The following is a 15,096-nucleotide window of genomic DNA, read 5'->3' as shown; positions in this document are numbered from 1 at the left end:
GCTCCGCCCTAGGCCACAGCCTGACGGGCTTCATCCATCAGGTGTCGCATTTTGGTTATGGCCGGTTCCAGCCCGGAAAAAATCGCCTCGCCGATGAGGAAATGCCCGATGTTCAACTCCACGATCGTCGGGATCGCGGCGATGGGGCTGACGGTGCCGTAGGTCAGACCATGGCCTGCATGGCATTCAAGACCCAGTTCCTCCGCAAGGGCAGCTGCCTTCTGGATACGCTCGAATTCGGCCTGCCGCTGCGCTGGATCCTCCATATCGCAATAGGCACCGGTATGAATCTCAATGATATCGGCACCGATTTTTTTCGCTGCCTCGATCTGTTTCGGATCCGCCTCGATAAAAAGAGAAACGCGGATATCCGCTCCCTTCAGGCTCTCGACATAATATTTAAGCGAACTATATCCGCCCGCGACATCAAGCCCGCCCTCGGTCGTCCGCTCTTCGCGCTTTTCCGGGACCAGACAACTGGCGTGAGGCTTATGGCTAAGCGCAATTTCCAGCATCTCTTTTGTCGCCGCCATCTCGAAATTGAGCGGGATTGTAAGCTCATGCGCAAGTCGGGTTATATCGCCATCACTGATATGGCGTCGATCCTCGCGCAAATGCGCCGTAATGCCGTCTGCGCCGGCGGCCTCCGCGATGCGGGCGGCGCGCAATGGGTCTGGATGAACGCCGCCACGCGCGTTGCGGATTGTCGCCACATGGTCAATATTGACGCCCAGTCTTAAATACTTCATTTCTCCGACACTCCCAGATTCTTGCCTCTTGCGATCTGTTTATTTGCCTTCCGAGCTTGCGCTTTCAGGATCAATTGTATTCTTTTCTCCTGAAATCTACGGATCAAAGCCTGCAAGGGATAGAAAAAAATGATCCACACCAATATGGAGATCGGCAGGAAAGAAACCAGCATGGGGTGAATAATTTCATAAAAGATATGCGAAACTAGGGTCCATTGGCCCGCCAGTATCCCGTCAAAAAATGCCTTGAAGCTGGCATCTGAAAGTTCTGCATTCCCGGGTGCATCCCCCAAAATCCACCGCCCGACCTGATATAACATTGTCCAGATAAAGGGAAAGGTCCAGGGGTTGCCGATTGCTGTACCTAGGGCGGACGCCAGGATGCTTGCCCGAAAGATCCATGCCAGCAGACCGCTCAGAATAAAATGCAAGCCGACAAATGGCGAGAAGGATATCGCCGCGCCGAACGCGAAGCCGGCCGCAAGGCTGTAAGGCGAGCCTTTCAGCCGCGCAAGCCGATAGCCGACATATTTCGACGAGCGCCGAAAACCGATTGCCGGCCAGACAAAATCAGCCAGTTGCTTTATTCTTGTTGTTTTCTGGCGACGGCGAAACATTCGGGCAACACTCTTTATAGATTACTTGAGGTTCCGGCTGCCCGGCTTTACAGCCGGCGTCGCGGCGAGATCCGGCGGCAGCTTATCAGGCTCATAGGTCTTGACTTCCATCTGCAGCAGCGAGATCAGGGGCACGCCAACATCGGCGCTCCCGTTTGAACGGTCAATCAGGCAGGTCGCCCCGACAACTTCTCCACCTGCCGCCTGAATGGCCGCGATACATTCGCGGCTGGATTTACCTGTCGTCACAATATCTTCGGACATTATGACCCGGGCTCCGGGTGTGAGCTGAAATCCGCGGCGCAATGTGAACTCGCCATTTTCCCGCTCGGTGAAAATTCCCGGAACCGCCAGTTGCCGCGCCAGTTCATATCCGACGATAATGCCGCCCATGGCCGGCGCTACCACGATATCGACCGCATTCTCACCGAGAGTCTCCGCTACCTTGTCCGCCAGTGCCCGACACAATATCGCGGCCCGGTCCGGATACATCAACACCTTCGCACATTGAAGGTACCGGTCGGAATGCAACCCGGAGCTCAACAGGAAATGCCCTTCCAGCAAGGCATTCGTTTCCCGGAAATGGGACAGGATTTCATCCTCTTTCATACTTACCTCTTCATTTTTTTGCCCGGGAATTGCTAACCGGCCGATCTCTCAACTGAACTTATCACAGGATCCGCCCGCAGCGCCGCAATTATATTGGTCAGATGACGGACATCCTTGACCTGAATATCGATCAGCATCTCGAAAAAATCCTGGCTTCGATTGACGATTGATAAATTGTTTATGTTGCCATTATTAGACGCAATCGTCGACGTGACCCCCGATAACGCACCCGGTTCGTTCGCCATAATAATAGATATCCGGCCGACGGGAAGCCCGGCCTCCCCGCTGTCTTCATCCCAGGAAACATCAAGCCAGCGTTCCGGCACGTCGGCAAATTGTTCAAGGGTGTCACAATCGATGGTGTGGATCGTGACACCGCGCCCCGTGCTGACGATCCCTACGATACGATCTCCCGGCAGCGGATGACAACAGCCAGCAAGATGCATGGCCATACCGGGAATCAGGCCCCTAATGGGAATGGAATGCTTCTTTTTGTTGCGGTCGGATTTCGATTTGTTCCGGGTAATCGGAACGACGTTATCGTCTTCTGGCTTGCGGCTCTCGCCAGGAAAAATGACCTCTATCAATTGTCGGCCAGTGCGGGACCCATCGCCCAGCATGGAGTAGACATCGTCAATATTTTCCTGATTCCAGACTTTAACGGCGGTCTGTAATGCCTTTTCAGCAAACTTCTTTCCCTCAACACGGAACGCCTTCTCCGCGATCGCCTTGCCAAGCTCGATATACTGACCGCGCTGCTTCATCCGGGTGAAACGGCGAATGGCCGAGCGCGCCTTGCCGCTTACGACAAAGCTTTCCCAGGTTGGCGAGGGTGTCTGGTTCTTGGAGCGCAGGATCTCGACCTGGTCCCCATTGCGGAGCGGGGTTCGAAGCGGAGCCTGACGGCTGTTGATCTTGGCACCGACGCAGGTGTTACCGACATCCGTATGGACCGCATAGGCAAAATCAACAGGGCTGCTTCCCTGTGGCAGGGAAATCAAGTCCCCTTTTGGTGTAAAGCAGAACACCTGGTCCTGGAACATGCTGAGTTTCGTATGTTCAAGGAATTCATCCGGATCGACCGTGTTTTCCAGAATCTCAAGCAGTTCACGAAGCCAGCGATACTGCTTGCCTTCCTTCACATTCTGGAGGTTTTCCTTATATTGCCAATGGGCGGCAACACCATATTCATTGGTCTGGTGCATTTCCTTGGAGCGGATCTGCACCTCGATCCGCTGTTTTTCCGGTCCGATAATCGTTGTGTGGATGGAGCGGTAGTTGTTGCGCTTCGGGATCGAGATGTAATCCTTGAAACGACCCGGAACCATTGAATATTTGGCGTGCAGGATGCCGAGCACATGATAGCACTCTTCGACAGAATCAACGATAATGCGGAATGCAATGATGTCAGCCAGCTGCTCGAAGGAGACATTGTTTTTCTCCATCTTGCGCCAGATTGAGTAGAACCGCTTTTCCCGGCCATATATCTCGGCTTTTATCTCGGCGGCATCGACATCCTTCTTCAGCGTCTCAACGATCCGCTCAACCAGGTCCTCGCCCTCGGCACGCAGATATTCCAACCGCCGCTTTATCGAGTTCCGGGCCTCGTTATTCAGTTCAATAAAGGCAAGGTCTTCCAGATCATCGCGGAAGTTCTGCATGCCGATCCGCTCCGCCAGTGGCGCGTAGATCTCCATTGTCTCGGTGGCAATGCGTTTGCGTTTTTCGGGGTTCTTGATGAAATGCAGGGTCCGCATATTATGCAGCCGGTCCGCCAGCTTGACCAGCAGGACGCGGATATCATTGGACATCGCCAGAAGAAGCTTGCGAAAATTCTCGCCCTGTTTCGTCTTGTCGGATTGCAGCTCGATCTGCGAGAGCTTGGTAACGCCATCGACGAGGCCGGCAATTTCGCTTCCGAACATTTCCTCGATCTGCTCTTTCGTGGCGACCGTATCCTCAATCGTGTCATGCAGGAGGGCCGTTACGATCGTCGCAGTATCGAGCTTCAGCTCCGTCAGGATACCGGCGACTTCGATCGGATGGGAAAAATAGGGGTCGCCCGAGGCCCGCACCTGGCTACCATGGGCTTTAACGGTAAAAATATATGCCCGGTTGAGAAGATCCTCATCGGCCTGAGGATCATAACGTAAAACACGATCTACGAGTTCAACCTGACGAAGCATCAGCAACTACAAGGCGGACAAGTGCCGCCCTCCCCTTGCTGACAACACAAACTAATAAACTGGGTACAGATACTGAAACTCAAACTCGCCGAACCCGGCATTACGATCGAACTGTCGTGTTGTAAATGCCGGGGTTTACCTTTGTTCCGATCAGCTATCAGCGAGAGGTTCATCGGCATTCGTTTCTGCTGCCGGTGTATCTGCTTCCGTTGCGCCGATCTCATCGGCTGAAAAAGTTTCGACAGCGGTATTTTCCTGAATAACACCGGCCCATTCATTGCTGGCACTCATCAGAGCAGCCATGTTGTCTTCCTCAGGCTCATCCACCTCGACGCGGCGTTGCAGCGAGTGCACAAGGTTGTCTTTCAGTTCATCGAGCTCAATCGTGCCATCGCCGATTTCACGAAGCGAGACGACTGGGTTTTTATCGTTATCCCGATCAACGGTCAGCATCGAACCTGCGGCGATTTCCCGCGCCCGGCGCGCAGCCAGCAGAACGATCTCAAAACGGTTAGGAACTCTTTCTACGCAATCTTCAACAGTGACGCGTGCCATTTACAGTAACTCCAATTGTCTGTGATTAGATTCCTACATATGCGTTTGCGCAGCGGATAGCAAGATAAAGTGACATAAAAAACCGTTGAAATATGGCGACTTTAAGCCATTTTGTCACTTTTTCGCATCAGCGGGAGTTATCCTCCACACCGACAACGTCAAATGGTTGCTCCGATGGCAGCATTGCAAGCAGGTCCGACGCCCGCAAACGGCTTACCGGATGGCGCCATTCCGGCGCTATTTCGGCGATCGGGGCGAGGACAAACGCCCGCTCCTGCATATGAGGGTGCGGCAGGACAGGGCCGGCCAACTGATCCTGATTTTCCGTCACCAGGTCGTGGTAAACGAGCAGGTCAAGATCGAGCACGCGGGCTTCCCACCGCTGGCGGCGAATACGGCCGAAATGACGCTCCGTCTTGTGCAACGCAGCTAATAGCTCCAAGTGAGTCATTTTCGTGTCAACGGCAAGCACCGCGTTTACAAACCACGGTTGATCTGATGCGGGCACCGGGGCTGACCGATACCAGCTGGACTGATGCAGAACATCGACAGACTTGCGAAGGTGACGGACGGCCTCCGACAGCGTATCTAGCGGACCGCCATAGTCTGGATGTGGCATATTTGCCCCTAATCCGATCAATATCACCTAAAATTTTCCTCAAAAACCATTAAAATGCCTCGTTTTCAGCATCATTTCATCACAATCACCACGATGACATGCATTTCTTATCTAGAGAATTACAAATAATTTTGCTATTGATGAAAGACTAGGGAGCGTAAGCGAACACACGAAGAACTATTTATAATATTAAATGCGGAAGTGGTAATGCCTTTTTATTCAGAGGAGCGAATTGCTCTTTTCATCGATGGCTCCAATTTATACGCTGCTGCCCGGGCGCTTGGATTTGACATCGATTATAAAAGACTGCTCGGTGAATTTGCCACACAGGGACGCCTTGTTCGCGCTTTTTACTATACCGCGCTCATTGAAGATCAGGAATATTCCCCCATTCGTCCCCTTGTCGACTGGCTCGACTATAACGGCTACACCATGGTGACAAAGCCAACCAAGGAATTTACGGATTCCGCTGGGCGCCGGAAATACAAGGGCAATATGGATATCGAGCTGGCCATCGACATGATGGAACTCGCCAAGCATATCGATCATGCGGTGCTATTCTCCGGCGATGGCGACTTCCGCCGACTCGTTGAATCGATCCAGCGCCAGGGTGTACGCGTCAGTGTCGTCAGCACCGTCAAGTCACAGCCGCCAATGATCGCCGATGAATTGCGCCGCCAGGCGGATTTCTTTATTGAATTGAAAGATCTCGAGAAAAAGGTCGGTCGTGCCGCCGGTCAGAAATCCGACCGGGACTATGACGATTACCCGGGCGATTTCGAGCCTTATGAAGATGCCGAGGAAATCGCCTGATTAGCGGCAATTTCCTCGATCTTTTAGGTTATTACTGAGCTTTCTTCAGCTCTATTGTCAGTTTTTCGGACAGCAACTTCATCCCGTTGGTCGCCGTTTCCTGCCAAACACTGTCAAAAGCGAACATTTTTACATTTGTGTATTCGTTTTGAACCACGATTGCGGGTTCCAAGATGGGGATTGGCCCCTTCACTACAATCTCGGAAATATTGCTCATACCTTTCATCATTGCCAGCCAGCACCAGTATTGAATTATGTGAACAGTCACCGGCGCGGCCGCATCATAGCCTTGGTCCCCTTCGTTCAGCACTACGTATCCTGCCTCGCGGAACGCGTTCTCCATATATCCTTTCATAACCCCGGCAACGGTATGGCCTTCCGGGAGGATCACGTCGCCAAGCGCCGCGCCCCATTCATTCCTTTTTCGTCCAATGGCCCGCGCCTTAATCGACGCATCATTGTGCTCGTCTTTTGAAAGAGAGGGTATTTCAGGCAAGCCTGGATCAACTTCAAATTTCCGTTCATCCACAACTGTCAGTGTAACCTGAACACCATTTGCGGGATTTGAGATATTTTCCGGCGTATTAATGGAAACGGTGCTTCGACTAGATGCACAGGCCGAAAGGCCAATCAGCACAGCAGCCAGCAGCATGACTTTCATCATTCTCGAAAACTCCATCATATCCCTCTCTCTTCATAACAATAATCTGTGATTGCTATTGTTCAGGATTTACATTTTAAATGCGAGTGTTTTTGCGCCGTCACACTCATTTCAAGCCGTTCATTTTCCTGACTAATTTACCCTCGGCTATGGCATCCTATTTTTTCATGGAATGAGAGGGCAAAATACGTTTACAATGTTCGTGGCGCTTTAGGCAGAGAGTGCTGCTGTATAACCATAATAACTATAAAATCGTTGCGGACATTGACTGCGAGGCTGCCCGCGACACTCGCTATGCTATAATTATCTGACTAACAAAGGAAAGATTATGGCTCGAAAACTTGTGGTTCTGAGTGACGGCAGCTGGATTGCCCCGCAATTCCGGAGCAAGAAACGGCGCGTTCCCGGCAATGCCACCCTCGCTTTCCATGCCATCGCGGAACACAATGACAGCGGCAACGAGCAGGTCCGCTACCTGCACGATCTGCAAGCAAAGCCCGGCCTTCATCGGCGATTAATGCAGCGGACATTCGGCCTCGGCATGAAAGCGGAAATATTCAACAGCTACACTTTTCTCTCACATAACTACCGGGGCGAGGACGACGAGATCTATCTATTCGGCGCGGGCCTTGGCGCCTGCAATATCCGGCGACTGACCGACCTGCTGGACAAGGTTGGCATATTGCCCCCGGAAAAACTCAACCTGCTGCCGGAAGCGTACGAGTACAGCCAGATTCCGGCCGAAGCTCTCGATACGCCGGGCGCAAAGGCCCTCGCCGATCATCTTCCGTCCCAGCCGGCACGCATCCGCTTTCTCGGCTGCTGGGATACGGTCGGCAGCCATGGCCTTCCCCTGCCCGGCCTTCACCGGATATCGCAAAGCTGGATGACCTTTCACGATCACAAGGTCAACGCCAATGTCGAGAGCGCCTATCAGGCCCTCGCGCTGGATGAGCGGCGCAGCCGTTTCAAGCCGGGCCTCTGGACCGGTGTGCATTCACCCGCGACAAAGGCGGTGGAACAGGTCTGGTTCCCCGGTTCCCACGAGAATATTGTCGGCGGGCGACGTGACAGCCGGCTTTCCGATATTGCATTGCGCTGGTTGCTGGACCGGGCAGCCGAACAGGGCCTGCATGTTAATATGAAGAAACTGGAAGAACTGATTATGCCCGACGTCATGGGCAGGATCGCGATGAACCGCAGAAAAGTCATGGGTATTCGCGTGCCGTTCAAGCAGGTGTTCAATCGCCCCGTCGGGTTTGCGGGGAAAGGGTTTCCGCCTGAATTCGAGCCGGAAAAACTTCATGAATCCGTTCTGAAACGCCGGGAGCTGGACAAGAAATACCGGCCCCGCCAATTGGCGAGCCTGTCCGACAGCGACATCCCCGTCTTTCGGGAGAAAATGGACGCCACGGCCAACAAACGGCGCCACCCCCGCACTAAAATTGACTGGCCGGGCTTTATCATCACAAACGAGACAAAGATGAATGTCAGCCTGGTCGACTTTAGCCAGTCAGGCGCGAAAGTCTGGTATCAGGGAAAGCTGCCAAAGGGCACACAGCTTGTCCTGCAATCCTCTCGCGCATTTTCGGAAGGCCTGAAAAGCCGAGTGGTCTGGGCGCAGGATAATTTTCTCGGCCTAGAATTCACAAACCCACTTCCCGCGGAAATGACAGCCTCGTAATTTCAGAGGTTACTTTTCAATAGCCGCTGCTTTTCTCGGCCCCAATCGCGGTCGCGTTCTGTCGCGCGCTTGTCATGCTGCTTCTTGCCCGAGGCGAGACCGACCTTCACCTTGACTATGCCGCGGTCGTTAAAATACATCGACAGCGGAACCAAGGTTTTCCCCGCCTTCTGTATCTGACCGGCAATTTTCCTGATTTCCTTTTTATGCATCAGCAGCTGACGCGGGCGGAGTGGCTCATGATTATTACGGTTGCCGTGACCATATTCCGAGATATGCGCGTTGATCAGATACAGGCCATTATTTTCAAAAGATGCATAGGCATCCTGAATGTTTGCCCGCCCGGCGCGGAGGCTCTTCACCTCCGTCCCGAGCAGGATCAATCCCGCCTCGAACTCTTCATGAATGAAGTAGTTATAGCGGGCCTTTCGGTTTTCCGCGATCGTGCGGCCCATAGCTGTATCTGACCCTTTGTTTAGTTCAGGATGCCCGCATGGCGCATCGCTGCCTCAATTGCGCGCTTGGTTTCATCTTTTACAAGCGGGATGATCGGCATACGAACGTCCGGCTTGCACTTGCCAAGCAATGATAGAGCATATTTGGTGGGTGCCGGGCTCGATTCAAGGAACAGCGCCCGATGGAGCGGCATCAGACGATCCTGCAACTCAATGGCTTTGGCGTTATCCCCCGCAAGGCTCGCTTCCTGCATCTGGGCGGCCAGCTCTGGCGCAACATTCGCCGTCACCGAGATACAACCATTTCCGCCATGCGCATTGAACCCGATAGCCGAGCCGTCTTCGCCGGAGAGCTGGTTAAAGTCCGTGCCGCAATGCAGCCGTTGCAGGGAGACGCGCGCCACATCGCCTGTCGCATCCTTGACCCCGACGATGTTTTTCAGCTTCGCCAGACGCCCCATGGTCTCCGGCATCATGTCAACGATCGACCGTCCCGGAATATTGTAAATATAAATTGGGATATCCACCGCGTCATTGATGGCCTTGTAATGGGCGTACATACCTTCCTGCGTCGGCTTATTGTAATAGGGCATGGCGATCAACGCGGCATCGGCGCCGGCGGCCTTGGCATGCTTTGTCAGGCGGATCGCTTCCAGCGTATTGTTGGAGCCTGCCCCGGCCATTACCGGCACACGGCCTTTCGCGACCTCGACACACAGCTCCACCACGCGATCATGTTCCGGATGGCTCAACGTCGGGGACTCCCCGGTGGTGCCGACAGGAACTAACGCCTTGGTTCCGGATTTTATTTGCCAGTCACAGAAGGATTGAAACGATTTTTCGTCCACGCGCTCTCCATCAAACGGAGTGACAAGCGCTGTAATCGATCCTCTAAACATGACAAAATCCTCAAGTAAGTTAAGTTGCTATTTTCGCCTCTATTGCAAATACGCCCTTTAAATCGGGCTATCCTTTCGTTTCTCGGCGAACTGCCTGATTTATAGGCATGATGCCCGGCAAGGCAAGCAGTAAGTGCATTTCCACAGCCTGCACAATCACATTTTGGCATTTTGCGACAACAATGCTTCGACTTCTGCTCTTGATCCAAGTGATAAGGGGGTTATCTTAAATTCATTGTCTATTTCATGTAGAAGGTGTTCCCCTTGTCCAAATCATCCGCAAAGCCTGCCACGATTTACCTCAAAGACTATAAAGAACCTGATTTCCTGATCGAGACCGTTGATCTGACTGTCGAGCTTGGGGAAGAGGAAACCATCGTCACCTCCCGGCTGGCAATTAAGCGGAATGACGAAACCGCCACGAAGCTGAGCCTGAACGGGGAGCATTTAACCCTCCAATCCGTTAAGATGGACGGACATATGCTGACACCGGATGAGTATAGCGTAACCGATGAATGGCTTCACCTGCCAGTCGCAGCAATAACCTCCGAATTTTCCCTTGAAATCATCACCCGGATCAAGCCGCAGGAAAATACCGCGCTTGAAGGACTCTATAAATCCAGCGGGAATTTCTGCACCCAGTGCGAGGCGGAAGGCTTTCGGCGGATCACCTATTTTCTGGATCGTCCAGACGTTATGGCCATCTTCACAACGACCATTGTCGGCGATGGAGACCGCTACCCCGTCATGCTTTCCAACGGGAACCTGACACTGCAGGAAACGCTCCCCGACGGGCGGAAAAGAGTGACCTGGCAGGACCCGCATCCGAAGCCCGCCTATCTTTTCGCGCTCGTCGCCGGCGACCTGGCCGTCGTCGAGGACAAATTTACCACCCGTTCCGGCCGCGACGTGAAGCTGCAGATCTTTGTTGAGAAAGGGAATGAGGACAAATGCGATCACGCCATGACCTCCCTCAAGAAATCCATGAAGTGGGACGAGGAAAAATATGGCCGTGAATATGATCTCGATATCTTCATGATCGTCGCCGTCAGCGATTTCAACATGGGGGCCATGGAGAACAAGGGCCTCAACATCTTCAACTCCAAATATGTGCTGGCCTCCCCCGAAACCGCGACCGATGCGGACTTCGATGGCATCGAGAGCGTCATTGCCCATGAGTATTTCCATAACTGGACGGGGAACCGCATTACCTGCCGCGACTGGTTTCAGCTCACCCTGAAGGAAGGACTCACCGTCTTCCGTGACCAGCAATTTTCCGCCGACATGAACTCGGCACCGGTCCAGCGCATCAGCGATGTCCAGGGGCTTCGCGCGGCACAGTTCCCCGAGGATGCCGGCCCCCTCGCCCATCCGATCCAGCCGCAAAGCTATGTCGAGATCAACAACTTCTATACCGCCACGGTGTACGAGAAGGGCGCGGAGGTGATCCGCATGATCCATACGATTTTAGGGGAAGAGAATTTCCGCAAAGGCATGGACCTTTATTTCGAGCGGCATGACGGACAGGCAGTCACGACAGAGGAGTTCATAGCTGCGCTTGAGGATGGCTCCGGTATCGACCTCACCCAGTTCCGCCGCTGGTACATTACGCCAGGCACGCCGGAAATCACGGTGAATGAAAAATTCGATGCAGAAACCGGTCAATACACGCTGACACTGGCGCAAACAAACCTCAAGGCCGGGAAAGATCCCGAACCGCTGCACATCCCGCTCAAGCTGGGCCTGCTGGATGTGAACGGCAACGCCGTCCCTTTTTCCGACGGACCCTTTAAGGGCGAGACGGAAGGCGTGTTCGATTTAACAAAGAAACGGCAAAGCTTTACTTTTTCAGGATTTTCCACCCAACCGAGAGCCTCCCTGTTCAGAGGATTTTCCGCTCCCGTCAAGATCCGGCAGGAATCAAGCGATGACGCCCTCGCCTTCTTTTTTGCAAAGGATGAGGACCTGTTCAATCGTTGGGACGCCGGACAGCGGCTCGCCAGCAACATCCTCCTTAAGCAGATCGAGGATGCCGGCGACGGCACCTCCCTTCCCTCGGCGTTCCTGGATGCCTTTGCGGAAACGTTGTCTGACAAGACGCTGGATCGTGCCTTTACCGCCGCTGCCCTTACCCTGCCGGGAGAGCAGGATATCGCGCAGAAAATGCCGGTTGTCGATGTCGATGCGATTCACAGGGTCCGGGAAGGGGCAAGGCGACAAATCGGCCTCACCTTCGAGGATGACTGGCGCAGAATCTATGAGGAATGCGAAAATGCGCCGAGCCCTGCAAACCAGCCCGCAAGCAGCAGCCGGAAGCTGAAAAACACGGCCCTTAGCTACCTGATCGCCACGGGACAGGAGGAATTTATTACCCTCGCCGACAGCCAGTACCGGAAAAGCAAAAACATGACCGATAGTGTCGCGGCCCTTGCCGGTCTCAAGGATATCAACCATCCGGTCCGTGAGGCCATGTTCGCGGATTATTATGAGAAATGGCAAAAGGACGCCTTGATCGTCGATAAGTGGTTCACCTTGCAGGCGATGGCGACGCGGGAAAGCACAATTGACGATATCAAGGCACTGATGGAGCATCCCGCCTTCACTTTGCGCAACCCGAACCGGCTGCGCTCCCTGATCGGGGCGTTTGCCTCGGGTAACCCGGTGTATTTTCACGATAAATCCGGTGACGGATATCGCATCTTGTCCGGCGTCATTGCCGCGTTGAACAAGACAAACCCGCAGATCGCCGCGCGTCTGGTTGCGCCGCTCGGTCAGTGGCGGCGTTATGACAAGGATCGCCAGGACCTGATGGTCACCGAACTTGAGAAAATACTGAAATTACCCGATTTATCCGATCATGTTTACGAAATGGCAAATAAAAGCCTGCATAATTAGCAAAATTATCTGATAATATGCAGCTATTGCCGTTACAGATTGAGGAGCCGCTTTTACGTCGTCGTTTAACTGATTGGTTGAGGTAATGCGCAAAGAGTTCGCCCTGGTGGCGCTGATGGCCAGTACAATGCTTTTACCCGCGCCTGTTCTCGCAGCAGGCAAGACCGTGCTTCAGGACAGCCGCGCCCTTCAAGCTAAGACGACGGATACCGCTCTTCCCGAAGGTCGCCTGCCCGAAAACGAGTTCGTGCCCCTTCCCCGGTCCAAGCCGGAGATTGGCCGGCTCGCCCTGCTGACGACCGAACGCGCCCCGCTTCCGCTGACGCGCCCCATCGGCATCAAACTACCGCCGCATCCGTTGACGACCGGGTTGCTGAGTGCGCGGGATCTGAAACTTTACAAGGAAGCCTTTGCCGCAGCGGATCAACGGCAATGGCTTCGCGCTATGGAGATTGCAAGGGGAGCGACATACAAACTCCCCGGCGAAATCATCGAATGGCGGTATTTCAGCGCCTATCGAAACCAGGCCAGCTTTGACCAGATCGTTCGGTTTATGGACGACCATCCGGACTGGCCCGGCCAAAGCACCCTGCGCCGCCGTGGAGAACAGGCAATCGATGAAACTGTCAGTCCCGGGAAAACGCTAAAATGGTTTTCCCAGCATGAACCGACCACTGGCATCGGTATGTACCGGTACGGAGATGCGTTGATCGCATCCGGCAAGAACGCTGACGGCGAAGGCTGGATCCGCAAAGCCTGGCATCTTGGCGAATATTCAGAAGATATCGAGCAGGACATTCTTCAAAAATACGGCAGCCTGTTGACCGTCGCGGATCATGAGAAACGCCTTGACCATCTCCTGTGGGAACGGGAAACGGAGGCTGCAGTGCGGCTTTTCCCGCTTCTTGGCGAGGATATGAAGAAGCTGGCAACCGCACGCATTCGCTTGATCCGGAATTCATGGAATGTGGATCAGGCCGTTCGCGACGTCCCCGAGGCGCTTCAGGAAGATCCCGGCCTGACATTCGATCGCGCAAAATGGCGCCGCCGCCAGGCGCTTGACGAGGAATCGCGCGAGCTTCTGTTCGAGGTTGATAATACCGCGCCACGCGCGGATAAATGGTGGCCCGAACGCCATCTCCATGCCCGCAAGCTTCTGGCCAGGGGGCATATCACGGAGGCCTATAATCTTGCGAGCCAACATGGCCTGACGGATGGCGAGGATTTCGCGGCGGCCGAATGGCTGTCCGGCTGGATTACACTCCGGTTTCTCGGCGATGGTGAAATGGCGCTCAACCACTTTATCCGGCTTTATGAAAATGTGAGCTACCCGATCAGCCGCGCCCGCGGCGCCTACTGGATCGGACGGGCGAAGGACTCGCTCGGCGAAAAGCCCATGGCGGAATATTGGTACAAGGTCGCCGCACAATATTACACAACCTATTACGGCCAGATGGCCCTGCATGAACTGGGGCAGCGGAAACTACCGACTATTCCAAAGCTCACCCCCGCCAAGACACCCGTGAAGGGCAAGATCGGCGAGGACGAGCAGATCCTGATTATCCGGCATCTCGCCGAGATCGGGGCGGCAAAATGGGCGAGGCCATTTCTACTTTCCATGGCCGAAAAAGCCGAGGACGAATCAGATTATATCGCCTTGGCTGACCTTGCCGCCCATATCGGCCGTCCGGATTATGCCATCGCGATTGCCAAGCGCGCCTCTCAACGCGGTACGGAACTAATAGAGATTAACTGGCCGACCCCGGATCTTGCCATCCAGAACCCACCGATTGAGCCTGCGCTGATGCTGGCGATCACACGGCAGGAAAGCGCCTTTGCCGCCGATGCCGTTTCATGGGCGGGTGCGCGTGGGTTGATGCAGTTGATGCCCGGCACCGCGAAGCTGGTTTCACGCACCCTGAAGGTCAACTACTCGAAAGACCTCCTGATTGCCGATCCCGCCTATAACGCGATGCTCGGCAGTGCCTATCTTGCCGGCCTCATAGAAAGATTCAACGGCTCCTACGTGCTGGCGATTGCCGGCTATAACGCCGGGCCCGCCAACGTAGACCGCTGGCTGAAGGCATGGGGCGATCCCCGTTCCGGCGAGATCGACATGATCGACTGGATCGAGTTTATTCCCTTCTCTGAAACCCGGAATTATGTCCAGCGGGTCATTGAAAACCTTCAGGTCTACCGCGCACGTTTGGCGCGGGAGGACGGCAGCGTCCTTAAAATCAGTTATGACATCAACAGGGGCACCGCGAGCCACTAATCCCTCCGCAATTCTTTGCTTGCATTGGCGCAGCACATATCCAACATTGGGTCTTGCGCGTTACAGAGAAAGAATGATC

The 15,096-nt window shown here is 54.2% G+C and carries 13 protein-coding genes; 4 read left to right on the top strand and 9 right to left on the bottom strand.

Going from position 1 to position 15,096, the window contains the following annotated elements; translation table 11 throughout:
• Positions 1 to 8: 8 nt before the first annotated feature.
• The 6 genes from J0X12_RS13875 to folK form a co-directional block, all read right to left on the bottom strand.
• Entirely contained in the window at positions 9 to 749 is a 741-nt protein-coding gene (locus J0X12_RS13875; RefSeq protein ID WP_207046799.1) for a pyridoxine 5'-phosphate synthase, read from the bottom strand.
• Positions 746 to 1,366 carry a DUF2062 domain-containing protein gene (locus tag J0X12_RS13870; protein ID WP_207046798.1) on the bottom strand — a complete coding sequence of 207 codons (621 nt, stop codon included), beginning with the start codon at positions 1,364 to 1,366 and terminating at the stop codon, positions 746 to 748. Before J0X12_RS13870 ends, J0X12_RS13875 begins: the two co-directional genes overlap by 4 nt.
• Positions 1,367 to 1,387: 21 nt before the next feature.
• Positions 1,388 to 1,975, bottom strand: a complete 588-nt coding sequence (gene pyrE / locus J0X12_RS13865; protein ID WP_207046796.1) for an orotate phosphoribosyltransferase — start codon at positions 1,973 to 1,975, stop codon at positions 1,388 to 1,390.
• A 32-nt stretch (positions 1,976 to 2,007) separates the two neighbouring features.
• Entirely contained in the window at positions 2,008 to 4,161 is a 2,154-nt protein-coding gene (locus J0X12_RS13860) for a RelA/SpoT family protein (RefSeq protein WP_207046794.1), read from the bottom strand.
• A 150-nt stretch (positions 4,162 to 4,311) separates the two neighbouring features.
• The gene (rpoZ, locus tag J0X12_RS17695; protein ID WP_207046792.1) at positions 4,312 to 4,716 is read right to left on the bottom strand and encodes a DNA-directed RNA polymerase subunit omega; all 405 of its coding nucleotides are present in this window, start codon (positions 4,714 to 4,716) and stop codon (positions 4,312 to 4,314) included.
• A 127-nt stretch (positions 4,717 to 4,843) separates the two neighbouring features.
• Positions 4,844 to 5,362 carry a 2-amino-4-hydroxy-6-hydroxymethyldihydropteridine diphosphokinase gene (folK, locus tag J0X12_RS13850; RefSeq protein WP_337925157.1) on the bottom strand — a complete coding sequence of 173 codons (519 nt, stop codon included), beginning with the start codon at positions 5,360 to 5,362 and terminating at the stop codon, positions 4,844 to 4,846.
• Positions 5,363 to 5,542: 180 nt separating this feature from the next.
• Here folK and J0X12_RS13845 point away from each other — a divergent pair, with 180 nt between their 5' ends.
• Positions 5,543 to 6,148, top strand: a complete 606-nt coding sequence (locus J0X12_RS13845; RefSeq protein ID WP_207046787.1) for a LabA-like NYN domain-containing protein — start codon at positions 5,543 to 5,545, stop codon at positions 6,146 to 6,148.
• A gap of 31 nt (positions 6,149 to 6,179) precedes the next feature.
• On the opposite strand, the gene J0X12_RS13840 is transcribed toward J0X12_RS13845, so the two are convergent.
• Positions 6,180 to 6,830: a YajG family lipoprotein gene (locus J0X12_RS13840; RefSeq protein WP_207046785.1), complete on the bottom strand. Its 651-nt coding sequence runs from the start codon at positions 6,828 to 6,830 to the stop codon at positions 6,180 to 6,182.
• 307 nt (positions 6,831 to 7,137) lie between these two features.
• Between J0X12_RS13840 and J0X12_RS13835 the strand changes: the two genes are divergently transcribed.
• The gene (locus J0X12_RS13835) at positions 7,138 to 8,493 is read left to right on the top strand and encodes a phospholipase effector Tle1 domain-containing protein (protein WP_207046783.1); all 1,356 of its coding nucleotides are present in this window, start codon (positions 7,138 to 7,140) and stop codon (positions 8,491 to 8,493) included.
• A 2-nt stretch (positions 8,494 to 8,495) separates the two neighbouring features.
• Here J0X12_RS13835 and smpB read toward each other — a convergent pair whose 3' ends face one another.
• Both smpB and dapA read right to left on the bottom strand, forming a co-directional pair.
• Entirely contained in the window at positions 8,496 to 8,948 is a 453-nt protein-coding gene (gene smpB / locus J0X12_RS13830; RefSeq protein ID WP_207046781.1) for an SsrA-binding protein SmpB, read from the bottom strand.
• A 20-nt stretch (positions 8,949 to 8,968) separates the two neighbouring features.
• Positions 8,969 to 9,847 carry a 4-hydroxy-tetrahydrodipicolinate synthase gene (dapA, locus tag J0X12_RS13825; RefSeq protein WP_207046773.1) on the bottom strand — a complete coding sequence of 293 codons (879 nt, stop codon included), beginning with the start codon at positions 9,845 to 9,847 and terminating at the stop codon, positions 8,969 to 8,971.
• A gap of 264 nt (positions 9,848 to 10,111) precedes the next feature.
• Between dapA and pepN the strand changes: the two genes are divergently transcribed.
• The gene (gene pepN / locus J0X12_RS13820) at positions 10,112 to 12,742 is read left to right on the top strand and encodes an aminopeptidase N (RefSeq protein WP_207046771.1); all 2,631 of its coding nucleotides are present in this window, start codon (positions 10,112 to 10,114) and stop codon (positions 12,740 to 12,742) included.
• Positions 12,743 to 12,827: 85 nt separating this feature from the next.
• Complete coding sequence (locus J0X12_RS13815; RefSeq protein WP_207046769.1) at positions 12,828 to 15,017, top strand: lytic transglycosylase domain-containing protein; 2,190 nt, start codon at positions 12,828 to 12,830, stop codon at positions 15,015 to 15,017.
• Positions 15,018 to 15,096 lie beyond the last annotated feature (79 nt).

The sequence above is a fragment of the Sneathiella sedimenti genome (assembly GCF_017313765.1).
GTDB lineage: Bacteria > Pseudomonadota > Alphaproteobacteria > Sneathiellales > Sneathiellaceae > Sneathiella > Sneathiella sedimenti.
The sequence above is the reverse complement of the archived record's forward strand: the minus strand, read 5'-3'. Positions and strand labels throughout refer to the sequence as shown.